This window comes from Streptomyces sp. JLBG701 (assembly GCF_058544905.1).
The window spans coordinates 2,987,774-3,009,376 of the sequence record NZ_CM178588.1; the positions used below are offsets into that span (position 1 = coordinate 2,987,774).

The window sequence follows — 21,603 nt, forward strand, 5'->3', positions numbered from 1 at the left end:
GTTGACCATTCCCCGAGGAGAGCCAGACATGCCGTTGAACCGCCGGAAGTTCCTGAAGAAGTCCGCTGTGACCGGGGCCGGGGTGGCGATCGCCGGTGCGGTGGGTGCTCCGGCGGCGGAGGCTGCGGAGGCGAAGAAGCCGGGCAAGCCCGTGAAGCGGTACTCGTTCACCGTGATGGGGACGACGGACCTGCACGGGCACATCTTCAACTGGGACTACTTCAAGGACGCGGAGTACACCGACTCCAAGGGCAACGCGCAGGGTCTGGCCCGTATCTCGACGCTGGTGGACCAGGTGCGTGCGGAGAAGGGGCGTTGCAACACGCTGCTTCTCGACGCCGGCGACACGATTCAGGGCACCCCGCTGACGTACTACTACGCGAAGGTCGACCCGATCACGGCCAAGGGTGGTCCGGTGCACCCGATGGCGCAGGCGATGAACGCGATCGGGTATGACGCGGTGGCGCTGGGCAACCACGAGTTCAACTACGGCATCGAGACGCTGCGGAAGTTCGAGGAGCAGTGCCGCTTCCCCCTGCTCGGTGCGAACGCGCTGGACGCGAAGACGCTGAAGCCGGCCTTCCCGCCCTACTTCATCAAGAAGTTCCATGTGGCGGGTGCGCCGCCGGTGAAGGTGGCGGTGCTGGGTCTGACGAACCCGGGTATCGCGATCTGGGACAAGGCGTATGTGCAGGGCAAGCTGGTGTTCCCGGGGCTTGAGGAGCAGGCGGCGAAGTGGGTGCCGAAGCTGCGGTCGATGGGTGCGGACGTGGTCGTGGTGTCGGCGCACTCGGGTTCGTCGGGTACTTCGTCGTACGGTGACCAGCTGCCGTACGTCGAGAACTCGGCGGCGTTGGTGGCGCAGCAGGTGCCGGGGATCGACGCGATTCTGGTCGGGCACGCGCATGTGGAGATCCCGGAGCTGAAGGTCACCAACACGGAGACGGGCAAGACGGTTGTCCTGTCGGAGCCATTGGCGTATGCGGAGCGGTTGTCGCTGTTCGACTTCGAGCTGGTCCTGGAGAAGGGCAAGTGGACGGTCGAGTCGGTGGCGGCGTCGGTGCTGAACTCGAACTCGGTCGCCGACGACCCGAGGATCACCAAGCTGCTGAAGGACGAGCACGACATTGTCGTGGCGTACGTCAACCAGGTGGTCGGTACGGCGACGGAGACGCTGACGACGGTCGAGGCGCGGTACAAGGACGCTCCGATCATCGACCTGATCACGAAGGTCCAGGAGGATGTGGTCAAGGCGGCGCTGGCGAGCACGGAGTACGCGTCGCTGCCGGTGATCGCGCAGGCGTCGCCGTTCTCGCGGACGTCGGAGATCCCGGCGGGCGAGGTGACGATCCGGGACTTGTCGTCGCTGTATGTGTACGACAACACGCTGGTCGCGAAGTTGATGACGGGTGCGCAGGTGCGGGCGTACCTGGAGTACTCGGCGGAGTACTTCGTGCGGACGGCGGCGGACGCGGTGATCGACACGGCGGCGCTGACGAACGCGAACAGCCGTCCGGACTACAACTACGACTATGTGTCGGGGCTGGTCTACGACATCGACATCGCGCAGGCGGCGGGTTCGCGGATCAAGAACCTGACGTACAACGGTGCGGCGCTGGATGACGCGCAGCAGTTCGTGTTCGCGGTGAACAACTACCGTGCGAACGGTGGTGGCGCGTTCCCGCATGTGGCGTCGGCGACCGAGGTGTGGGCGGAGTCGACGGAGATCCGGACGCGGATCGCGGAGTGGGTGACGGCGAAGGGTGTGCTGGACCCGGCGGAGTTCGCGTCGGTGGACTGGAAGCTGACGCGTGAGGGTACGCCGGTGTTCTAGAACCGCGGTGGGCTAGCGGTGGGTTGAGTTCGATGGCGTCGGCGATGGTTTTCGCGCCGACGCCATTGGCATGTCTGCTGCCTGACCTGCGACGGCTTCAGCGTCCCTCGCCGAGCGGGGTGAGTACCTGGGTTGCCTGGCGGGCGGGTGGGATGTGGGGTTGTGGTTCGAGGCCGAAGGTGGTGAAGGCGGTGCGGGTGGGCAGCGGGTAGGGGTCTTTGCCGGTGAGGGTGTTGAGGATGGTGGCGCTGCGCCAGGCGGCGAGGCCGAGGTCGGGGCTGCCGACGCCATGGGTGTGGAGTTCGGCGTTCTGGACGTAGATGTTGCAGCCGGAGCCGGTGATGGAGGGGTCGAGGACGAGGCGGAACTGCTCGTCGATGCGGGGGCGTTCGCTGCTGTCGCGGCGTAGGTAGGGGTCGAGGCCGGCGAGGATGCGGCCGAGGGGGCGTTCGCGGTGGCCGGTGGCGAGGATGACGGCGTCGGTGGTGAGGCGGGAGCGGGTGCCCTGCTGGATGTGTTCGAGGTGGAGTTCGACTTTGGTGGTGGCGACGCGTCCTGCGGTGCGGACGTGGACGCCGGGGGTGAGGACGGTGTCGGGCCAGCCGCCGTGCAGGGTGCGGCGGTAGAGCTCGTCGTGGATGGCGGCGATGGTGTCGGCGTCGATGCCTTTGTGGAGCTGCCATTGGGCGGCGACGAGTTTGTCGCGGACGGGCTCGGTGAGGGCGTGGAAGTAGCGGGTGTAGTCGGGGGTGAAGTGTTCGAGGCCGAGTTTGGAGTACTCCATGGGGGCGAAGGCCTCGCTGCGGCCCAGCCAGTGGATCTTCTCGCGGCCTGCGGGGCGGTTGCGGAGGAGGTCCAGGAAGACTTCGGCGCCTGACTGGCCCGAGCCGATGACGGTGATGTGGTCGGCGGCGAGGAACGCGTCGCGGTGTGCGAGGTAGTCGGCGGCGTGGATGACGGGGACGGTGGGCGCGTCGACGAGGGGTTTGAGGGCGTCGGGGACGTAGGGGGTGGTGCCGACGCCGAGGACGATGTTCTTGGTGTAAGTGCGGCCGAGGGCTTCGGCTTCTCCGTCGGTGTCGAGTTGGGTGAAGTCGACTTCGAAGATGTCGCGTTCGGGGTTCCAGTGGATGGCGTCGACCTGGTGGCCGAAGTGGAGGCCGGGGAGGTTTTCGCAGACCCAGCGGCAGTAGGCGTCGTATTCGGCGCGCTGGATGTGGAAGCGCTCGGCGAAGTAGAAGGGGAAGAGGCGGTCGCGGGCCTTGAGGTAGTTGAGGAACGTCCAGGGGTTGGCGGGGTCGGCGAGGGTCACCAGGTCGGCGAGGAAGGGGACTTGGATGGTGGTGCCGTCGATGAGGAGGCCGGGGTGCCAGTCGAAGCCGGGGCGTTGTTCGTAGAAGGCGGTGTCGAGTTCGGCGAGGGGGTGGGCGAGGGCGGCGAGGGAGAGGTTGAAGGGGCCGATGCCGATGCCGACCAGGTCGCGGGGTGCTTCGGGTTCGCGCCGTGGGGGGTTGGGCGGTGTGGGGGCTGTGCTGGTCGGGGGCTGGCTCATCGGGGGGTGTTTCCTTCCACCAGTTTCAGGAGTGCGGCCAGGTCGTCGGGCCGGGTGTGGGGGTTGAGGAGGGTGGCTTTGAGCCAGAGCCGGCCGTCGAGGTTGGCGCGGCCGAGGACGGCTCGGCCGTCGTGGAGGAGTTTTCGGCGTACGGCGGCGACGGCTTCGTCGGTGGCTTCGGCGGGCCGGAACAGGACGGTGCTGATGGTGGGTGGGTCGTAGAGCTCGAAGCCGGGGTGGTTCTGGATGAGGGCGGCGAACTCGCGGGCGCGGGCGCAGACCTGGTCGACGAGGTTGCCGAGGCCGGTGCGGCCGAGGGTTTTGAGCGTGACGGCGATTTTGAGGATGTCGGGGCGGCGGGTGGTGCGCAGGGATCGTCCGAGGAGGTCGGGGAGGCCTGCTTCGGTGTCGTCGTCGGCGTTGAGGTAGTCGGCTTGGTGGGTGAGGGCGGCGAGGTCACGGGGGTGGCGGACGGTGAGGAGGCCGGCGGCGACCGGTTGCCAGCCGAGTTTGTGCAGGTCGAGGGTGATGGTGTGGGCGGCTTTGAGGCCGGTGAGTTTGTCGCGGTGGCGGTCACTGAAGGTGAGCCCGCCCCCGTAGGCGGCGTCGATGTGGAGGCGGGCGCCGTGGGCGGCGCAGAGGCCGGCGATCTCGGGGAGGGGGTCGATGAGGCCGGCGTCGGTGGTGCCGGCGGTGGCGGCGACGAGCAGGGGGCCGGTGAGGTCGGTGAGGGCTTCGTCGAGGGCGGCGGGATCGAGGGTGCCGGCGGGTGCGGGGACGACGACGGGGTCGGGGAGGCCCAGCAGCCAGGCGGCGCGGGGTAGTGAGTGGTGGGCGTTGGCGCCGTGGACGAGTTGGACGCTGCCGTGTTTCTCGCGGGCCAGGAGCAGGGCGAGCTGGTTGGATTCGGTGCCGCCGGTGGTGACGAGGGCGTCGGCGGCGCCCACCTCCTGGGCGAGGGCGCGGGCGACGATGGCTTCCAGTGCGGAGGCGGCGGGGGCCTGGTCCCAGGAGTCGAGGGAGGGGTTGAGGGCGCTGGCTGCGAGGTCGGCGGCGGTGGCTACGGCGAGGGGCGGGCAGTGCAGGTGTGCGGCGCACAGGGGGTCGGCGGGGTCTGCGGCGCCTTCGGCGAAGGCGTGCACGAGGGCGCGCAGGGCGTCCGGGTCGCCTTCGTCGGGCAGTACGTCGCCCAGGGTGTCCCGTATGCGTTCGGCGACGGCGTCGGGTCCGCCGGCGGGCAGTGGTCCCCCGCGTGCCTGTGCGCCGTCCTGGAGCGCGTCGAGGACGACGGTCAGCAGCGGCCGCAGGGCGCCGGGGCCTTCGGGACCTGAGGCGAGGTGCGGCGTGCTCATGGGCGTGTCTCCTCCGGGGCGCGGGGCAGGGGGAGTTCCAGCTTGTACGCGCGGAGGTGGACGCGCCCGGAAAGTCCGATGATCCAGACCCGAAAGGGTGTATGGCCCTGCGGGGCTTTGGCCGGGGTTTGTGAGCGCCGGGTTCGTGTGCGGGGTGTTGGTGTGGGCCTCGCTGGGGGCTGCCGCCCCCAGGCCCCCGCTTCGGCCCTGAACGGGCCTTGTCCTCAAACGCCGGACGGGCTGAAGGTGCCTGGACCGGCGCTGAAAGGAGCACACCCCCTTCTCGTGGATGGGGGCGTGCTCTGCTTCCGGTGGGCTAGGCCTGCCTGACCCTCAACGCCCTCCCCAGGTCGTCCAGTTGGTCGGCCAGTTTGCGGCGGAGGGCCGGGATGGGGTCGGCGTCGCGGAGGCAGGTCTCGCCGAGGCGGAGGGTTTCGGGGTCGACGGCGTGGGCCGGGAAGGCGTAGCGGCCGGCGGCGTCGGCGATGGCGGGGCCTCGGCGGGCGGCTACGGCTACGGCGTCCTCGTAGTAGCGGGGGACGAAGTCCCGTACCAGGTCGGCCTGTTCGGGCTGCCAGAAGCCCTGGGCGGTGGCGGTGAACAGGTAGTTGGAGAGGTCGGCGCTCTCGTCGTGGGCGAACATCGCCTCCCACGCCGTGCGCTTGGCCTCAGGCGTGGGCAGGGCGGCACGGCAACGCGCGGCGCCCTCCTGGCCGGCGGCACTGGGGTCCCGCTCCAGCTCGGCTGCGATCGCGGTCTCGTCGGTGGCGCCGAGGACGGCGAGTCGCCCCAGGACGCGCCAGCGCAGTTCGGGGTCGAGTTCGGGGCCGCCGGGGACGGTGCCTTCGGCGAGCCAGGCGGCGATGGTTTCGGGGTGGGCGGCGACCTGGATGAAGTGGCGTACGGCGATGAGGCGCAGGCCGGGGTTGTCGCCGTCCTCGGTGCGGCGGATGAGGTCGCGGCACAGGGCGGTGAGGGTGGTGAGGGCGGCGGGGCGGTCCTCGGGGGCCAGGAAGCGGTCGGTGACCTGGGTGGTGGCGAAGGCGAGGACGCCTTGGAGGAGGGCGAGGTCCGTTTCGTGCGGGAGGTGGGCGCGGGCGGCCTCCAGGTAGGCGGAGGCGGGGAGTTGGCCGTCGCGGACGGAGTCCCTGAGGGCGTTCCACACGACCGCGCGGGTGAGGGGGTCGGGCAGGCCGGACAGGCCGGTGCGGACGGCCTGGAAAGAGTCGGGGTCGAAGCGGACCTTGGCGTAGGTCAGGTCGCCGTCGTTGAGGAGGAGCAGGGCCGGGCGCTTGCCGATGGGTTCGGGGGTGGGCTGCGGGACGTCGAGGTCGATGCGCTCGCGCAGGGTGAGCTGGTTGTCGTCGCCGGGGGCGTGGTCGTAGAGGCCGATGGTGATGCGGTGGGGGCGGGTGCCTTCGTGGGTGAGGGTGAGGGTGCTGGTGCCGTCGTCGGTGGGGTTGAGGCTCGGGGTGAGGGTGTCGACGCCGGTGGTGCGCAGCCAGGCGTCGGCCCAGGCGTGGACGTCGCGGTCGGTGCCGGAGGCGAGGGAGTCGATGAAGTCGGCGAGGGTGGCGTTGGCGAACTTGTGGCGGGCGAAGTGGGTGTTGATGCCGGCCAGGAAGTCCTTCTCGCCGAGCCAGGCGACGAGTTGGCGCAGGGCGGAGGCGCCCTTGGCGTAGGAGATGCCGTCGAAGTTGAGCATGGCGGACGCGGTGTCGGGGACGGCGTCGGGGTCGGGCGCCACGGGGTGCGTGGAGGGGCGCTGGTCGGCGTCGTAGCCCCAGGACTTGCGGGCGACGCCGAAGTCGGTCCAGGTGTCGGTGAAGCGGGTGGCTTCGGTGAGGGTCTGGTAGCCCATGTACTCGGCGAAGGACTCGTTGAGCCAGATGTCGTCCCACCACTTGAGGGTGACGAGGTCGCCGAACCACATGTGGGCCATTTCGTGGGCGATGACCATGGCGCGGGTCTGGCGCTCGGTGTCGGTGACGGCGGAGCGGTAGACGAACTCGTCGCGGAAGGTGACCAGGCCGGGGTTCTCCATGGCGCCGGCGTTGAACTCGGGGACGAACGCCTGGTCGTAGGAGTCGAAGGGGTAGGGCTCCTCGAACTTCTCGTGGTAGCGGTCGTAGCACTGCTTGGTGATCTCGAAGAGTTCTTCGGTGTCCGCATCGAGGTAGGGGGCCAGGGAGCGGCGGCAGTGGATACCGAAGGGCAGGCCGTGGTGTTCAGTGCGCACGGAGTGCCAGGGGCCGGCGGCGACGGCGACGAGGTAGGTGGAGATCAGCGGCGTGGGTGCGGCCTGCCAGCGGCCCTCGCCGAGGTGGTCGGTGATGCTGTTGGCGAGGACGGTCCAGCCTTCGGGGGCCTTCACGGTGAGGTCGAAGACGGACTTGAGGTCGGGCTGGTCGAAGGCGGCGAAGACGCGCTGGACGTCTTCCATGAACAGCTGGGTGTAGAGGTAGGTCTCGCCGTCGGTGGGGTCGGTGAAGCGGTGCATGCCCTCGCCGGTGCGGGAGTAGCGCATGCTGGCGTCGACGCGCAGTTCGTGCTCGCCGGGGGTCAGGCCCTTGAGGGGGAGCCTGTTCTCGTCGAGGGTTTCGGGGTCGAGGGGGTGTCCGTCCAGGGTGGCGTCGCGCAGTTCGGCGGGCTTGAGCTCGACGAAGGTGTCCTGGGCCGTCTGGTCGCCGCGCACGGTGAACCGGATGACGGTGCGGGAGTCGAAGGTCTCGTCCCCGGTCGTCAGATCGAGTTCGATCGTGTAGCGGTGGACGTCGAGGAGCCTGGCACGGGTCTGCGCTTCGTCGCGCGTCAGTACGGACATGCAGGACATGCTGCCTGATGCCACTGACATGGCACAGTGGCCGACCGGTACACGGCTTTTGTCCGGTCGCTCTATGTCCGGTCCTGTTCCAGTTCCCCGGTGCGTGCCCCCTCGGTCCGCCGGCCGCGCTGGGCCCGTTGGACGGGGACGCGGGCGTCCGGGTGGGGCAGTGCGGGGCGGGGGGCGGGTTCCTCGGCGTCGGTGTGGTCCTTGACCAGGGCGCGCAGTTCGCGGAGTTCCTGTTCGAGGGCGAGGTGGCGCTGGTGGGAGTCGTAGAGGTAGCGGACCTTGGTGCGCAGCGCCCAGGGGTCGATGGGTTTCATGACGAGGTCGGCGACGCCCAATCCGAAGGCGGTGGAGGTCAGTTCGTGGTCGGGGCCGAAGCCGGTGACCAGGACGACGGGGATGTGCTGGGTCTGTTCCAGGCGGCGCATGTAGCGGACCACGTCGAGGCCGCTGACGCCGGGCATGCGCACGTCGAGCAGGAGGAGGCCGACGTGGCCGCGCAGGACCTGCTTGAGCGCCTCGTCGCCGCTGGTGGCGCGGCTGAGCCGGTAGCCCAGCGGGGCCAGGGCGCTCTCCAGCGCGTACAGCGTGTCCTCGTGGTCGTCGACGATGAGGATCTTCGCGTCCGAAGGCATGGCCCCGGTCCCTCCCGCGTGGGACAACCAGTTTACGTCCGGAGAACTGACGGGGAGTGCTCGTCAGCTGACAAGGAGTGCACAGCGCAGCATGCCCCTGCGCGGCTCCCGTGTCACTCCCCCGTCGGGTTGACCCGTGGTCAATTCGCCACGGATGAACCTCCGTTCACCGCGCCGTCGGCGATGCTCTCGTGGTGCCTGATCACCTCGGCGATGATGAAGTTGAGGAACTTCTCGGCGAACGCCGGGTCCAGCCGGGCGTTTTCGGCGAGGGAGCGCAGGCGGGCGATCTGGCGGGCCTCGCGGGCCGGGTCGGCGGGCGGCAGCTGGTGGGCCGCTTTGAGGTGGCCTACCTGCTGGGTGCATTTGAAGCGTTCGGCGAGCATGTGCACGACGGCCGCGTCGATGTTGTCGATGCTCTCGCGCAGCCGGGCGAGCTCCTCACGGACGGCGGGGTCGACGTCACCGGTGCCGGTGTTGCTGGTGGTCATGGGCGTCCACCCTACGTGGCGGGCGGGGGCCTGGCCGCGCGGGCTGCCCGGGTGGGGTGCGTTCCGGTCAGGCCTCGGGCGAGTGCAGCATCGGCGGGTCGTCGGGGTCGGGGACCTGGTCGCTCCAGCCGCCGGGGACGGCGCGGCCCTGCTGGGCGCGGAAGCGGACGGGTGCCATGCCGACACGGCGGGTGAACAGGCGGGAGAAGTAGGCCGGATCGTCGTAGCCCACGCGGCGGGCGACGGCGGCGACCGGGAGTTCGGTGGCGGCCAGGAGGTCCTTGGCGCGGCCGAGGCGGATGCCGAGCAGGTAGTCCTTGGGGCTGCAGCCGGCGCCGCGTCGGACGGCGGTGCGCAGTTCGGCCGGGGTCATGCCCTGGCGGGCCGCGTGGTCGGCGACCGTCATGGGCAGGCACGCGTCGCGGGCGAGGGCCTGGAGTACCTGCTCGCCGTCGGGGGACAGGCCGGCGCGGGCGCGGCGCAGCGCGACGAGGAGTTCGTGGACGGCGGCGCCGGTCTCCACCTCCAGGAGGGGGTTGCCGCGGCGGGCGGCACGTGCGATGCGGCCGACGACCGCGCGCGGGCCTGTGGCGTCCGAGAGGGGCACGACGGGGTTGTCCGGCTCGATGTAGCCGAGTTCGGTGTACGTCGCGGTGGCGGGCCCGGCGAAGTCGACGAAGCCCTCGTCCCAGCCGGTGTCGGGGTCGGGCGCGTAGTGGTGGGGCACGCCGGGCGTGAGCCACAGGAGGGCGGGTGCGGTGACGGTCGTACGGGTTCCGTCGGGGCTCAGGTACCAGCCGCGGCCCGTGTTGATCACGACGGCGACGTGGTGGTCGAGGGTGCGGGGGCCGACCGTGGGCAGCACACCGAACTGGAGGCCCACGCCGAGGCAGACGAGGCCGAGGCGGTGGTGGGCGGGGCCGGGGCTGAAGAACCGCATCCAGGTCTGGTACATCCCCGCTCCTCCTCACCGGCGTCGGTTCGTCCAAACAGCGCCGATCTTTGTCCATGGACGTGATCGCCGCCAGTGGTGAGGCTGGGTGCATGAGCGAGTTCACTGTGGGCGACACGGATTTCCTGCTGGACGGGCGGCCGGTGCGGGTGCTGTCCGGCGCGCTGCACTACTTCCGGGTGCACGAGGAGCAGTGGGGGCACCGGCTGGCGATGCTGCGGGCGATGGGCCTCAACTGTGTGGAGACGTACGTCCCGTGGAATCTCCACGAGCCTCACCCCGGCGAGTTCCGGGACGTCGGGGCGCTGGGCCGCTTCCTGGACGCGGCCCGGGAGGCGGGGCTGTGGGCGATCGTGCGGCCGGGGCCGTACATCTGCGCGGAGTGGGAGAACGGCGGTCTGCCGCACTGGCTGACGGGCGAGCTCGGCACGCGCGCGCGTACCCGCGACGAGCGGTACCTGGGACATGTGGAGCGCTGGTTTCGCCGGCTGCTGGGCGAAGTCGTGCCCCGGCAGGTGGACCGCGGCGGCCCGGTGATCATGGTGCAGGTCGAGAACGAGTACGGCAGCTACGGCTCGGACGCGCTCTACCTGAGCCGCCTCGCCGACCTGCTGCGGGACGAGGGCGTCACCGTGCCCCTGTTCACCTCGGACGGCCCCGAGGACCACATGCTCACCGGCGGGTCCGTCCCGGGCGTCCTGGCGACCGCGAATTTCGGCTCCCACGCGCGCGTGGCCTTCGAGACACTGCGCCGGCACCGCCCCGAGGGCCCGCTGATGTGCATGGAGTTCTGGTGCGGCTGGTTCGACCACTGGGGTGCGGACCACGTCGTACGCGATCCTGAGGACGCCGCCGCGGCGCTGCGGGAGATTTTGGAGTGCGGTGCCTCGGTCAATGTCTACATGGCGCACGGCGGCACCAACTTCGCCGGCTGGGCGGGCGCCAACCGGGGCGGCGGCGACCTGCACGAGGGCCCGCTGGAGCCGGACGTGACGTCGTACGACTACGACGCCCCGATCGACGAGTTCGGGCACCCCACGGAGAAGTTCTGGCGCCTGCGTGAGGTGCTCGCCGAGTACGCGGAGGGCCCGCTGCCCGAACCGCCGCCCGCACCCGCGCCGCTGGCCACACCGGCCGGCGTGCGCCTGACCGGCTGGGCGCCCCTGACGGCCGTACTGGACGCGCTCGGCGGACCACAGACCGAGGGCCCCGTCCCGCCCACCTTCGAGGAACTCGACGTGGATCGCGGACTGGTGCGCTACGAGGTGACCGTGCCGGGGCCGCGGCAGCCGTACCCGCTGACCGCGCGGGGGCTGCGGGATCTGGCGGTGGTGTACGTCGACGGAGAGCGGGCCGGCGTGCTCATGGAGGGCGACGAGCAGCTCAAGGAGCCCGTCGCCGGGCACGCGCGTGTGGAGCTGTGGGTGGAGTCCCTGGGGAGGGTCAACTACGGGCCGCGCAGCGGCGAGACGAAGGGCGTCACCGGGGGGCTGCTGCACGAGCGGCAGTATCTGCACGGGGTACGCGCGCGTGGACTGCGCCTGGACGCCTTCGACGCCGGTGTGGGTGCGGTGCCCTTCGTGGGGCTGCCGGGGGATGGCTCGCGCGGGTTGTACCGGGGCACGGTGACGGTGGAGGGCGCCGGGGACGCGTATCTCGAACTGCCGGGCTGGACGCGCGGTTTCGTGTGGGTCAACGGGTTCAACCTGGGCCGCTACTGGTCCGTTGGGCCGCAGTCGGCGCTGTATGTGCCCGGTCCTGTGCTGCGTGAGGGCGACAACGAGGTGTGGGTGCTGGAGTTCGAACAGGCGCCGGAGGGCTCGCCGGAGCCGGGGCTCAGGAGCCCGTGACGCTGCCGGGGTGAGTGGAGTGGACGTCCGGCGGAGCCGCAGGGGGATCCCCAGGGGGTGCGGCTCCGCCGACGGCGGACCTACAGTGCGGCCGCCGCCTTCGCTATGTCAGCGGCGAACGTGGAGACCTGCGTGTAGACACCCGGGATGCCGGGGCGGGCGCAGCCGTCGCCCCAGCTGACGATGCCGACCTGGATCCACTTGCCGGCGTCGTCCTTGCGGAACATGGGGCCGCCGGAGTCACCCTGGCAGGTGTCGACGCCGCCGCTCTGGTAGCCGGCGCAGATCTCCTCCTTCTCGATCAGCTGGTCGCCGTAGGCCCAGCGGCACATGCTGTCGCTGACGAACGGGACGGTGGCCTTGAGGAGCTTGGTGGAGCCGGTTCCGGAGTTCTCCGCGGTGTCGCCCCAGCCGACGATGGTGAAGGTGCCGCGGTTGTACTTCGGGACCGCGGCGATCTTCAGGGTGGGCAGGTCGATGGGCCGGGCGAGCTTGATGAGCGCCCAGTCCTTGCCGTTGCCGTTGTAGCCGGTGGCCTGCTTGACCTTGGTCGACTTGACCTTGATCGCGGAGGAGGAGCCGAGGTTGGTGACACCGGCGGTGGCGGTGATGGCGGTGGTGTTGCCGGAACCGTCCACGCAGTGCGCGGCGGTCAGTACGACGTCCTTCTTGTAGAGCGCACCGCCGCAGCCCATGGAGAGGTGGACCATGAACGGGAACTCGTTCTGCGCGGCGGGCGTTCCACCGACGACGGGCGCGGGTGCGGCCTGCGCGTCGAGGGGCTGGAGGCTGGCCACCGCGAGGGCGACGGCACCGACCGCCGAGGCTCTCTTCGCCAGGGCGAGGAGGTTTCTCTTGGGCGTGTGGGGGATCAACAGACGTCCTTTCGAGGGAGGTTGGGCGCAACGCGGGATGATGCAGGATGATCACGAAACAGCCTGCATGACAAGGACCGATCTCACGCGGTAACCGTGGAACCCGGCCCGAGAAAATCCGCTCACATCCGCATAGAGTGGAGACGAGTTCAGGGCGTCTTTGGGGGTACGGACGTGACGGACGGCGGGCCTGTCGAGCACGGCTACCCACATCTGGAGACGGTGCGGGCCGCCATCACCGCGCTCTACAAACGACTGTCGTACGACACCATCCAGACGTTCTCGGCCAGCGTGGCCCCCGCCGACGTGGCGTTCGCCGACGCCGACGACCTGTATCTCGGGGTGCAGCGGGTGGCCCGTGAACTGGTCCGGCACTACCACCTCCCGGACGCCCGCATGATCGTCAGCTTCCGCGAGATGACACACGCGGCCAACGTCGAACTGGCCGCCGGACCCGAGTACTTCGTCGAACTGAACGACCGCTTCCGCACCCACCGACGCGATATCGGCGCCGCCTTGGCCCACGAGGTGATGCACGTCTACCTCCACCGCCTCGACCTGTCCTTCCCCGGCACCCGGGACAACGAGATCCTCACGGACACGGCGGCGACGTACCTGGGCGCCGGGTGGCTGCTGCTGGACGCGTACCGGGAGGACGCGGCGTCCTCGCAGAAACTGGGCTATCTGACGCCGGAGGAGTTCGGCTACGTCCTGGCGAAACGTGCCCTGGTATTCGGCGAGGATCCGTCGGTCTGGTTCACCAGCCCGCAGGCCTACACCGCGTACGTGAAGGGCATGGCCCAGGCCCGCCGCGACGAACAACAGCCCCCGCTCACGGCGGCCGGCTGGGCGGGCCGCCGCCGCTACGCCCGCGACCGCGACCATCGCCGGGGCCCCGGCCCCCAGCCCGGCGTCCCCTACACCTTCACCCCGGACGGCGGCGGCCACCTCCGCGTCTCGTTCCCCTGCCCGACGTGCCATCAGCGGATCAGGGTGCCGGTGAGGGGGCGAGTGCGGGCACGCTGCGCGCTGTGCGGGACGGTGCTGGAATGTGACACATAGGTGGCGGCCCCTGGGGGCTGCCGCCCCCAGACCGGCAAAAATTCAGCCCCTCCGGCGTTTGAGGAGCGGGGGTCCAGGGGGCAGAGCCCCCTGGGGGCGGGGTCGAAGGGGCAGCGCCCCTGGAGATGGGACGGGTAGGGGCGGCGGGGGCGAGGAAAGCCCCGTACCTTCAAGCCCCGTACACCTCCCCCGGCACCTCCGCCGCCGCCAGCAGTTTCAGGGCCGTCTCCCCCGCCTCCGCCGGACTCCACCGCGCCCCCTTGTCCGCACTGGGCCCCGCCCTCCACCCCTCCATCACGGTGATCCGACCCCCCTCCGCCTCGAACACCCGCCCGGTCACCCCCACGCTCGCGGCGGACCCGAGCCACACGACGAGCGGGGAGACATTCTCCGGAGCCATCGCGTCAAAACCCGCACCGGGCGCGGCCATCGTCTCGGCGAAGGTACGTTCCGTCATACGGGTCCGGGCCGCGGGCGCGATGGCGTTGGCCTGAACGCCGTATCGCCCCAGTTCGGCGGCGGCGACCAGCGTCAAGGCGACGATCCCGGCCTTCGCGGCGCTGTAGTTGCCCTGCCCGACAGAGCCCAACAACCCGGCCCCGCTACTGGTGTTGACGATCCGGCCCACCGGCATACGGCCGGCCTTGGCCTCCGCCCGCCAGTACGCGGCGGCCTGCTTCAGCGGCAGAAAGTGCCCCTTGAGATGAACACGCAGCACGACGTCCCAGTCGTCCTCGTCGAGATTGACGAGCATCCGGTCACGCAGGAACCCGGCGTTGTTGACAAGGGTGTCGAGCCGCCCGTACGTCTCCAGGGCGGTCCGGATCAGGGACGCGGCACCCCAGCTCGTGGCGATGTCCCCGCCATGCGCGACCGCCTCACCCCCTGCCGCACGGATCTCCTCGACGACCTGCCCGGCAGGACTGTCCGGCCCGTCGATGCCGGGTGTGCCGTCGAGGCCGACCCCGAGGTCGTTGACGACGACCCGCGCCCCCTCGGCCGCGAACGCGAGGGCGTGGGCCCGCCCCAGTCCACGGCCCGCGCCGGTGACGACGACGACCCGCCCGTCGCAGATCCCACTGCTCATCCCACGTCTCCTTTCACTTCTCCTTGTTGCCCTTGTTGCCCTTGTTGCTCTTGTTGTCCTTGTCGTCTTTGTTGGCGGTCGCGGCGTCGAGGAAGGCGGGCCGCTCCCCGCCTCCGTGGACCAGCAGGCTCGCCCCACTGATGTAGGCGGCGGCGTCGGAGGCGAGGAAGACCGCGGCCGCGCCCACGTCGGAGGGGTCGGCGAGGCGACCGAGAGGGACGGTTCGGGAGACCGCGTCGATTCCGTCGTCGCCGCCGTAGTGGAGGTGGGCCAGCTCGGTGCGGACCATGCCGACGACGAGGGTGTTGACGCGGATCTCCGGCGCCCACTCGACCGCCATGGAACGGGCGAGGTTCTCCAGGCCGGCCTTGGCCGCCCCGTACGCCGCCGAGCCGGGCGAGGGGCGGCTGCCGCTGACGCTGCCGATCATCACGACGGCGCCCCTGGCCCGTTTGAGGTGCTCGTACGCGGCGAGGGAGGCCGTCAGCGCGGCGGTGAGGTTGAGCTCGATGACCCGGATGTGTCGCTCTATCGATGTGTCGGTCAAGCGGCGGTAAGGGGCGCCGCCCGCGTTGTTGACGAGGACGTCGAGCCGGGGCAGGGCGCCGAAGAAGGCCCGTACGGCGCCGGGATCACGGAGGTCGACGGGCACGAACTCCGTTCCCTCGACAGGGAGTTCGGGTGATCTGCGGGCACAGGTGACGACCTGCGCGCCGGCCTCGACGAAGGACCTGGCGATGCCGGCGCCGACGCCACGGGTGCCACCGGTGACGACGACGGTCCGGCCGCTCATGGGCGCGGAGTGAGAGTTATCCACAGGGCCTCCCGCTGCGATCGGCCTGCTGCTAGCTTCGAAGTCTCGCACCTAACAAATGTTTGGTGGAAAGGTAGCTGAGTGGAAGGTAGCTGATGCGTCCATGGGTGTCTCCACCTCGTTCCCGGAAAAGGGGCCCGAAAAAAATGGAATCGCCGTCGTCACGGTCGACTACCCGCCGGTGAACGCTCTGCCGGTGCGCGGCTGGTTCGCCCTGGCCGACGCCGTGCGCGCGGCCGGCCGCGACCCCGGAATCCGGTGTGTCGTGCTGGCCGCCGAGGGGCGCGGCTTCAACGCGGGCGTGGACATCAAGGAGATACAGGCGCAGGGGCAGAGTGCGCTGGTCGGCGCCAACCGCGGCTGCTTCGAGGCGTTTTCGGCGGTCTACGAGTGTGAGGTCCCGGTGGTGGCGGCGGTGCAGGGCTTCTGCCTGGGCGGGGGGATAGGGCTGGCCGGGAACGCGGACCTGATCGTGGCGAGCGATGACGCCACCTTCGGGCTGCCCGAGCTCGACCGGGGAGCCCTGGGCGCCGCCACGCATCTGGCCCGGCTGGTCCCCCAGCACCTGATGCGCGCCCTGTACTACACCTCGCGCACGGCGAGCGCGGCCGAGCTGCACGCGCACGGCTCGGTGTGGCGGGTGGTGGAGCGGGCCGAACTGCCCACCGCGGCCCTGGAGGTGGCCCGCGAGATAGCCGCCAAGGACGGGGAGCTGATCCGCCTGGCCAAGGCTGCGATCAACGGCATCGATCCGGTCGACGTCCGCCGCAGCTACCGCTTCGAGCAGGGCTTCACCTTCGAGGCGAGCGTCAGCGGGGTGGCCGACCGGGTCCGCGACACCTTTGGCAAGGACACCTTGGGAAAGGACGGTGACTAGGTGAGCGACAAGACGATGACCGCCGACGAGGCCGTTTCCCGGCTGGAGAGCGGCATGACCCTCGGCATCGGCGGCTGGGGCTCGCGCCGCAAACCGATGGCCCTGGTGAGAGCGGTGCTCCGGTCCCAGATCACCGATCTCACCGTCGTCTCGTACGGCGGCCCGGACGTCGGCATGCTCGCCGCCGCCGGACGTATCCGCAAGCTGGTCACCGCCTTCGTCACCCTCGACTCGATCCCCCTCGAACCCCACTACCGGGCGGCACGCGAGCGCGGAGCCTTCGAGCTGACGGAGGTCGACGAGGCGATGTTCATGTGGGGGCTGCACGCCGCCGCGAACCGGCTGCCCTTCCTGCCCGTGCGGGCGGGCATCGGCTCGGACGTCATGCGGGTCAACCCCGATCTGCGGACGGTGACTTCGCCGTACGAGGACGGGGAGACGTTCGTGGCCATGCCCGCCCTGCGCCTGGACGCGGCCCTCGTCCATGTGAACCGGGCGGACCGGCAGGGCAACGGCCAGTATCTGGGCCCCGACCCCTACTTCGACGACCTGTTCTGCGAGGCGGCGGACGCGGCTTACGTCTCCTGCGAACGCGTCGTGGACACGGCCGAGCTGACGAAGGAGGCCGCACCGCAGACCCTGCTGATCAAACGGCACACGGTGACGGGCGTGGTCGAGGCCCCGAACGGCGCGCACTTCACCTCCTGCGCGCCCGACTACGGCAGGGACGAGGCCTTCCAGAAGCAGTACGCGACCACCCCCTGGGAGGAGTTCGAGGAGCGGTTCGCCGCCGGGGACGAACAGGCGTACCGGTCGGCCGTCCAGGACTGGCACAGGGAGCAGGAGAAATGACCGACGCTCACGACCCACCCACCGGCGCGCCTCTCCGCCCAACCACCCGCCCCCTTCTTCTCCCACCCGCCCGCGCCGAGTACTGCGTCATCGCCTGCGCCGAGGCCTGGCGCGATGCCGGTGAGATCCTCGCCAGTCCGATGGGCCTGATCCCGTCCGTCGGTGCGCGGCTCGCCCGGCGTACCTTCTCGCCGGAGTTGCTGCTCACCGACGGCGAGGCGATGCTCGTCGGCCTCGACGGGACACCGGAGGGCTGGCTGCCGTACCGACAGCACCTCACCCTCGTCACGAGCGGCCGACGGCACGTGATGATGGGCGCGAGCCAGATCGACCGGTACGGCAACCAGAACATCTCCTGCATCGGCGACTGGGCCAAGCCCAAGCGGCAGTTGCTGGGGGTGCGGGGAGCGCCGGTCAACACGCTGAACAATCCGACGAGTTACTGGGTACCGAGACACTCCCGGCGGGTCTTCGTCGAGAAGGTCGACATGGTGTGCGGGGTCGGATACGACCACGCGGCCGGCGCCCGCCACCACCGCATCCCCCGTGTCGTGTCCGACCTGGGTGTCTTCGACTTCGCGACCCCCGACCACTCGATGCGGCTGGCCTCGCTGCACCCGGGGGTCACCGTCGAGGAGGTGCGGCGGGCGACGGGCTTCGAACTCACCGTGCCGGACGAGGTGCCGCCGACCCGGGAGCCCACTCCCGAGGAACTGCGGCTGATCCGCGAGGTGATCGACCCGGCGAACGCCCGCGCGCGCGAGGTTCCGGAGGGAGCGGGAGAGGGGGCGAGGGCCTGATGGAGACGGCATTCACCCGGCTGGTCGGGGTCCGCCACCCGATCGTGCAGACCGGGATGGGGTGGGTGGCGGGCCCGCGTCTGGTCTCGGCGACGGCGAACGCGGGGGCGCTCGGCATCCTGGCCTCCGCCACGATGACCCTCGACCGGCTGCGCGAGGCGATACGGGAGGTCAGGTCCCGTACGGACGCGCCGTTCGGGGTCAACCTCCGCGCGGACGCGGGCGACGCCGGTGACCGGGTGCGGATCATCGTCGACGAGGGTGTCCGCGTCGCCTCCTTCGCGCTGGCCCCCTCGCGTGAACTGATCGCCGAGCTCAAGGAGGCGGGCGTGGTCGTCGTCCCCTCCATCGGGGCGCGGCGCCATGCCGAGAAGGTCGCGGCGTGGGGCGCGGACGCGGTGATCGTGCAGGGCGGGGAGGGCGGCGGGCATACCGGCGAGGTGGCGACGACCGTGCTGTTGCCCCAGGTGGTGGACGCCGTCGACATACCGGTCGTCGCGGCGGGTGGCTTCTTCGACGGGCGGGGGCTGGTCGCGGCGCTGGCGTACGGTGCGGCGGGTGTCGCGATGGGCACGCGGTTCCTGCTCACGTCGGACTCGACGGTCCCGGACGCGGTGAAGGCCAGGTATCTGGCAGCGACGGTCAAGGACGTCACGGTCACGAAGGCGGTCGACGGGCTGCCGCACCGCATGCTGCGCACGGAACTCGTCGACGCTCTGGAGAACTCCGGCCGCGCGCGAGCCCTGTCCCAGGCCGTGCGTCGGGCGGCCGGCTTCCGAAGACTGTCCGGGCTGACCTGGCGGCGGATGATCCGCGACGGCCTGGCGCTGCGGCACGGCAAGGACCTGACCTGGAGCCAGGTCCTGCTCGCGGCGAACACGCCGATGCTGCTCAAGGCGTCGATGGTGGACGGACGTACCGATCTCGGGGTGATGGCATCCGGACAGGTCGCCGGGGTCATCGACGACCTGCCATCGTGCACGGAACTGGTGGGCCGGATCATGGCGGAGGCGGAGGAGGTGCTGAAGTCCCTGGAGTCACTCAGGACCGACGGCTGACCGGCTGACCACCCCGACTGCTCAAAGCCGCTCGATGATCGTCACGTTGGCCTGTCCCCCGCCCTCGCACATCGTCTGGAGGCCGAACCGCCCGCCCGTGCGCTCCAGTTCGTGCAGGAGGGTCGTCATCAGCTTCACGCCTGTCGCGCCGAGCGGGTGTCCCAGGGCGATGGCGCCGCCGTTGACGTTGACCTTCTCCGGGTCCGCGCCCGTCTCCTTCAGCCAGGCCAGGACGACCGGTGCGAAGGCCTCGTTGATCTCGACGAGGTCGATGGCGTCGATGGACAGGCCGGTCTTCTTCAGGGCGTGGGCGGTGGCCGGTATCGGGGCGGACAGCATGCGGATCGGGTCTTCGCCCCGCACGGAGAGATGGTGCACACGGGCGCGGGGGGTCAGCCCGTGTTCACGGACCGCGCGTTCGGAGGCGAGCAGCATCGCCGCCGCGCCGTCGGAGACCTGCGAGGAGCAGGCGGCGGTGATGGTGCCGCCGTCGAGGACCGGTTTCAGTCCGGCCATCTTCTCCAGGGAGGTGTCCCGGCGCGGGCCCTCGTCGACGGTCACGTCCCCGTGCGGGACGGTCTCCCTCTCGAAGCGGCCCTCGTCGATGGCGCGCAGGGCCCGTTGGTGCGAGCGGAGGGCGAACTCCTCCTGGTCCTGCCGGCTGATCCCCCACTTCGCGGCGATCATCTCGGCGCCGGCGAACTGGTTCACGGGCCGGTCGCCGTAGCGTGCCCGCCAGCCCTCGCTGCCGGCGAACGGTCCCTCCCGCAGCCCGAGTGGCTCGGCGGCCTGGCGGGAGGCGAAGGCGATGGGGATCTGGGACATGTTCTGCACGCCGCCCGCGACGACGAGGTCCTGGGTGCCGGACAGTACGGCCTGTGCCGCGAAGTGCACGGCCTGCTGGGAGGATCCGCACTGCCGGTCCACCGTCACGCCCGGCACCTCCTCGGGCAGCCCGGCCGCCAGCCAGCAGGTCCGGGCGATGTCCCCGGCCTGCGGCCCGACCGCGTCCAGGCAGCCGAAGACGACGTCCTCGACGGCGGCGGGATCGACGCCCGAGCGCCCGACCAGCGCCTTGAGCACATGCGCGCCCAGGTCGGCCGGATGGACCCCGCTGAGCCCTCCCCGGCGCCGCCCGACGGGCGTACGGACCGCTTCGACGATGTATGCCTCGGCCATGGCGACCAACTCCCCGAACTCGCCTTTGAGTTATGTGCGGTTATGTGCGTACGGCGATCCCGTCCAGCACCATCGACAGGTACTGCCGGGCGATCTCCTCCGGGCTGTGCTGTCCGCCGGGCCGGTACCAGGACGCGGCGACCCACACCGTGTCGCGGACGAACCGGTAGGTGAGCCGGACGTCGAGGTCGGCCCGGAAGACCTGGGCGGCGACCCCGCGCTCCAGCGTGGACAGCCACGCCTTCTCGAACTTGCGCTGCGACTCGGCGAGAAACGCGAACCGCTCCTGCGCGACGAGTTGCTTGGACTCCTTCTGGTAGATCGCGACGGCGGCGCGGTGCCGGTCGATCTCCCGGAACGACTCGGTGACCAGGGCCTCCAGCGTCTCGCGCGGCTCCAAGCGGGCGTCCAGGACGGTGTCGTAGCCGTCCCAGAGCTCGTCGAGGAAGGTGCGCAGGATCTCCTCCAGCATCGATTCCTTGGAGTCGAAGTGGTAGTAGAGGCTGCCCGCGAGCATGCCCGCGTGGTCCGCGATCTTGCGTACGGTGGTGGCCTTGTAGCCCTGCTCGGCGAAGACCTCGGCGGCGGTGCCGAGGAGTTCGCTGCGGCGGGCCGGGGCCGCGGTCACCTGGGGCTTCTTCTTGGTAGGCACGCGCACATTCTCACCCCCGCGCTCATGGGTGCCGACTGCTGACCGACACGACCTCGCCGGTCATGTACGAGGAGTAGCCGGACGCCAGGAACACGATCACGTTGGCCACCTCCCAGGGCTCGGCGTACCGCCCGAAAGCCTCCCGCGCGGTCAGCTCCTCCAGCAGCTCCGGGCTCGTCACCTTCACCAGGTGCGGATGCATGGCGAGGCTCGGCGAGACGGCGTTGACCCGGACCCCGTACTCGGCGGCCTCGATCGCCGCGCATCTCGTCAGCGCCATCACGCCCGCCTTGGCCGCCGCGTAGTGCGCCTGCCCGGCCTGGGCACGCCAGCCGACGACGGACGCGTTGTTGACGATCACCCCGCCCTGCCCGTGCTCGCGGAAGGACCGCATCGCCGCCCGTGTGCACCGGAAGGTCCCGTTCAGCGTCACGTCGAGCACCTTCGACCACTGCTCGTCGGTCATGTCGACGAGGGTCGAAGTGCCGCCCAGGCCCGCATTGTTGACGACCACGTCCACCCGCCCGTGCACCCGCGCGGCCGTGTCGAAGAGCGCCCGCACCTGTGTCTCGTCGGTGACGTCGCACGGCAGCGCGGCGACGGATGCCTCGCCGAACTCCCCGGCCAGCTCGGCCTCGTACTCCTTGAGCCGGCGCGTGTGCGCGTCGCTGATCAGCACACGTGCGCCCTCCTCCAGGAAGCGGCGCGCGGTCGCTCCGCCGATCCCGGCTCCCGCCGCTGCCGTGATGACGGCGGTGCGCCCCTTCAGCAGCCCGTGCCCGGGGACGTACTCCGGGCTCTCGACGCCTGTCATAGCCCCACGCTAACCTACCAAACACTTGTTAGGGAAG

At 70.5% G+C, this 21,603-nt stretch carries 19 protein-coding genes; 7 read left to right on the forward strand and 12 right to left on the reverse strand.

The window, feature by feature from the left end; all coding sequences use genetic code 11:
• Positions 1-28 precede the first annotated feature (28 nt).
• A complete protein-coding gene (locus AC5DRG_RS13690; RefSeq protein ID WP_491810606.1) occupies positions 29-1,834 on the forward strand; it encodes a bifunctional metallophosphatase/5'-nucleotidase in 1,806 nt (601 codons plus the stop codon).
• A gap of 97 nt (positions 1,835-1,931) precedes the next feature.
• On the opposite strand, the gene AC5DRG_RS13695 is transcribed toward AC5DRG_RS13690, so the two are convergent.
• The 6 genes from AC5DRG_RS13695 to AC5DRG_RS13720 all read right to left on the reverse strand — a co-directional run bounded on the left by AC5DRG_RS13695 (position 1,932) and on the right by AC5DRG_RS13720 (position 9,649).
• The gene (locus AC5DRG_RS13695; protein WP_491810608.1) at positions 1,932-3,386 is read right to left on the reverse strand and encodes a lysine N(6)-hydroxylase/L-ornithine N(5)-oxygenase family protein; all 1,455 of its coding nucleotides are present in this window, start codon (positions 3,384-3,386) and stop codon (positions 1,932-1,934) included.
• Entirely contained in the window at positions 3,383-4,738 is a 1,356-nt protein-coding gene (locus AC5DRG_RS13700) for a pyridoxal phosphate-dependent decarboxylase family protein (protein WP_491810610.1), read from the reverse strand. The genes AC5DRG_RS13695 and AC5DRG_RS13700 overlap by 4 nt, the downstream gene beginning before the upstream one ends.
• Positions 4,739-5,054: 316 nt before the next feature.
• A complete protein-coding gene (gene pepN / locus AC5DRG_RS13705; RefSeq protein WP_491810612.1) occupies positions 5,055-7,571 on the reverse strand; it encodes an aminopeptidase N in 2,517 nt (838 codons plus the stop codon).
• 62 nt (positions 7,572-7,633) lie between these two features.
• Positions 7,634-8,203 carry a response regulator gene (locus AC5DRG_RS13710; RefSeq protein WP_491810614.1) on the reverse strand — a complete coding sequence of 190 codons (570 nt, stop codon included), beginning with the start codon at positions 8,201-8,203 and terminating at the stop codon, positions 7,634-7,636.
• Positions 8,204-8,343: 140 nt separating this feature from the next.
• Entirely contained in the window at positions 8,344-8,694 is a 351-nt protein-coding gene (locus AC5DRG_RS13715; protein WP_491810616.1) for a chorismate mutase, read from the reverse strand.
• A gap of 67 nt (positions 8,695-8,761) precedes the next feature.
• Positions 8,762-9,649 carry a helix-turn-helix domain-containing protein gene (locus AC5DRG_RS13720; RefSeq protein WP_491810618.1) on the reverse strand — a complete coding sequence of 296 codons (888 nt, stop codon included), beginning with the start codon at positions 9,647-9,649 and terminating at the stop codon, positions 8,762-8,764.
• 89 nt (positions 9,650-9,738) lie between these two features.
• Between AC5DRG_RS13720 and AC5DRG_RS13725 the strand changes: the two genes are divergently transcribed.
• Positions 9,739-11,496, forward strand: coding sequence for a glycoside hydrolase family 35 protein (locus AC5DRG_RS13725; RefSeq protein WP_491810620.1), 1,758 nt, complete (start codon positions 9,739-9,741; stop codon positions 11,494-11,496).
• A gap of 80 nt (positions 11,497-11,576) precedes the next feature.
• On the opposite strand, the gene AC5DRG_RS13730 is transcribed toward AC5DRG_RS13725, so the two are convergent.
• A complete protein-coding gene (locus AC5DRG_RS13730) occupies positions 11,577-12,371 on the reverse strand; it encodes a S1 family peptidase (protein ID WP_491810622.1) in 795 nt (264 codons plus the stop codon).
• Between the two features lie 174 nt (positions 12,372-12,545).
• Here AC5DRG_RS13730 and AC5DRG_RS13735 point away from each other — a divergent pair, with 174 nt between their 5' ends.
• Positions 12,546-13,433, forward strand: a complete 888-nt coding sequence (locus AC5DRG_RS13735) for a hypothetical protein (RefSeq protein ID WP_491810623.1) — start codon at positions 12,546-12,548, stop codon at positions 13,431-13,433.
• Positions 13,434-13,602: 169 nt separating this feature from the next.
• Here AC5DRG_RS13735 and AC5DRG_RS13740 read toward each other — a convergent pair whose 3' ends face one another.
• Positions 13,603-14,520 carry an SDR family oxidoreductase gene (locus tag AC5DRG_RS13740; RefSeq protein WP_491810625.1) on the reverse strand — a complete coding sequence of 306 codons (918 nt, stop codon included), beginning with the start codon at positions 14,518-14,520 and terminating at the stop codon, positions 13,603-13,605.
• Positions 14,521-14,533: 13 nt separating this feature from the next.
• Positions 14,534-15,313 carry an SDR family oxidoreductase gene (locus AC5DRG_RS13745; protein ID WP_491810627.1) on the reverse strand — a complete coding sequence of 260 codons (780 nt, stop codon included), beginning with the start codon at positions 15,311-15,313 and terminating at the stop codon, positions 14,534-14,536.
• Between the two features lie 124 nt (positions 15,314-15,437).
• On the opposite strand from AC5DRG_RS13745, the gene AC5DRG_RS13750 reads away from it, so the two are divergent.
• The 4 genes from AC5DRG_RS13750 to AC5DRG_RS13765 are packed head-to-tail and all read left to right on the forward strand — an operon-like array spanning position 15,438 to position 18,921.
• A complete protein-coding gene (locus AC5DRG_RS13750) occupies positions 15,438-16,211 on the forward strand; it encodes an enoyl-CoA hydratase family protein (RefSeq protein WP_491810629.1) in 774 nt (257 codons plus the stop codon).
• Positions 16,212-17,063, forward strand: coding sequence for a CoA transferase subunit A (locus AC5DRG_RS13755; RefSeq protein WP_491810631.1), 852 nt, complete (start codon positions 16,212-16,214; stop codon positions 17,061-17,063).
• Complete coding sequence (locus AC5DRG_RS13760) at positions 17,060-17,863, forward strand: CoA-transferase subunit beta (RefSeq protein ID WP_491810633.1); 804 nt, start codon at positions 17,060-17,062, stop codon at positions 17,861-17,863. The genes AC5DRG_RS13755 and AC5DRG_RS13760 overlap by 4 nt, the downstream gene beginning before the upstream one ends.
• Positions 17,863-18,921, forward strand: coding sequence for an NAD(P)H-dependent flavin oxidoreductase (locus AC5DRG_RS13765; protein ID WP_491810635.1), 1,059 nt, complete (start codon positions 17,863-17,865; stop codon positions 18,919-18,921). Before AC5DRG_RS13760 ends, AC5DRG_RS13765 begins: the two co-directional genes overlap by 1 nt.
• 21 nt (positions 18,922-18,942) lie before the next feature.
• On the opposite strand, the gene AC5DRG_RS13770 is transcribed toward AC5DRG_RS13765, so the two are convergent.
• The 3 genes from AC5DRG_RS13770 to AC5DRG_RS13780 are packed head-to-tail and all read right to left on the reverse strand — an operon-like array spanning position 18,943 to position 21,566.
• On the reverse strand, positions 18,943-20,100 hold the full coding sequence (locus tag AC5DRG_RS13770; RefSeq protein WP_491810637.1) for an acetyl-CoA C-acetyltransferase: 1,158 nt from the start codon (positions 20,098-20,100) through the stop codon (positions 18,943-18,945).
• 40 nt (positions 20,101-20,140) lie between these two features.
• Positions 20,141-20,752 (reverse strand): TetR/AcrR family transcriptional regulator, encoded by a 612-nt coding sequence (locus AC5DRG_RS13775; RefSeq protein WP_491810639.1) that lies wholly within the window; start codon positions 20,750-20,752, stop codon positions 20,141-20,143.
• A 22-nt stretch (positions 20,753-20,774) separates the two neighbouring features.
• Positions 20,775-21,566: an SDR family oxidoreductase gene (locus AC5DRG_RS13780; protein ID WP_491810641.1), complete on the reverse strand. Its 792-nt coding sequence runs from the start codon at positions 21,564-21,566 to the stop codon at positions 20,775-20,777.
• Positions 21,567-21,603: the final 37 nt, after the last annotated feature.

What these genes read in the sequence shown, in the direction of transcription:
- AC5DRG_RS13690 (WP_491810606.1), top strand. Translation starts at nt 29, where the DNA reads ATGCCGTTGAACCGCCGGAAGTTCCTGAAGAAGTCCGCTGTGACCGGG.
- AC5DRG_RS13695 (WP_491810608.1), bottom strand. Translation starts at nt 3,386, where the DNA reads ATGAGCCAGCCCCCGACCAGCACAGCCCCCACACCGCCCAACCCCCCA.
- AC5DRG_RS13700 (WP_491810610.1), bottom strand. Translation starts at nt 4,738, where the DNA reads ATGAGCACGCCGCACCTCGCCTCAGGTCCCGAAGGCCCCGGCGCCCTG.
- pepN (WP_491810612.1), bottom strand. Translation starts at nt 7,571, where the DNA reads ATGTCCTGCATGTCCGTACTGACGCGCGACGAAGCGCAGACCCGTGCC.
- AC5DRG_RS13710 (WP_491810614.1), bottom strand. Translation starts at nt 8,203, where the DNA reads ATGCCTTCGGACGCGAAGATCCTCATCGTCGACGACCACGAGGACACG.
- AC5DRG_RS13715 (WP_491810616.1), bottom strand. Translation starts at nt 8,694, where the DNA reads ATGACCACCAGCAACACCGGCACCGGTGACGTCGACCCCGCCGTCCGT.
- AC5DRG_RS13720 (WP_491810618.1), bottom strand. Translation starts at nt 9,649, where the DNA reads ATGTACCAGACCTGGATGCGGTTCTTCAGCCCCGGCCCCGCCCACCAC.
- AC5DRG_RS13725 (WP_491810620.1), top strand. Translation starts at nt 9,739, where the DNA reads ATGAGCGAGTTCACTGTGGGCGACACGGATTTCCTGCTGGACGGGCGG.
- AC5DRG_RS13740 (WP_491810625.1), bottom strand. Translation starts at nt 14,520, where the DNA reads ATGAGCAGTGGGATCTGCGACGGGCGGGTCGTCGTCGTCACCGGCGCG.
- AC5DRG_RS13745 (WP_491810627.1), bottom strand. Translation starts at nt 15,313, where the DNA reads ATGAGCGGCCGGACCGTCGTCGTCACCGGTGGCACCCGTGGCGTCGGC.
- AC5DRG_RS13750 (WP_491810629.1), top strand. Translation starts at nt 15,438, where the DNA reads ATGGGTGTCTCCACCTCGTTCCCGGAAAAGGGGCCCGAAAAAAATGGA.
- AC5DRG_RS13760 (WP_491810633.1), top strand. Translation starts at nt 17,060, where the DNA reads ATGACCGACGCTCACGACCCACCCACCGGCGCGCCTCTCCGCCCAACC.
- AC5DRG_RS13765 (WP_491810635.1), top strand. Translation starts at nt 17,863, where the DNA reads ATGGAGACGGCATTCACCCGGCTGGTCGGGGTCCGCCACCCGATCGTG.
- AC5DRG_RS13770 (WP_491810637.1), bottom strand. Translation starts at nt 20,100, where the DNA reads ATGGCCGAGGCATACATCGTCGAAGCGGTCCGTACGCCCGTCGGGCGG.
- AC5DRG_RS13780 (WP_491810641.1), bottom strand. Translation starts at nt 21,566, where the DNA reads ATGACAGGCGTCGAGAGCCCGGAGTACGTCCCCGGGCACGGGCTGCTG.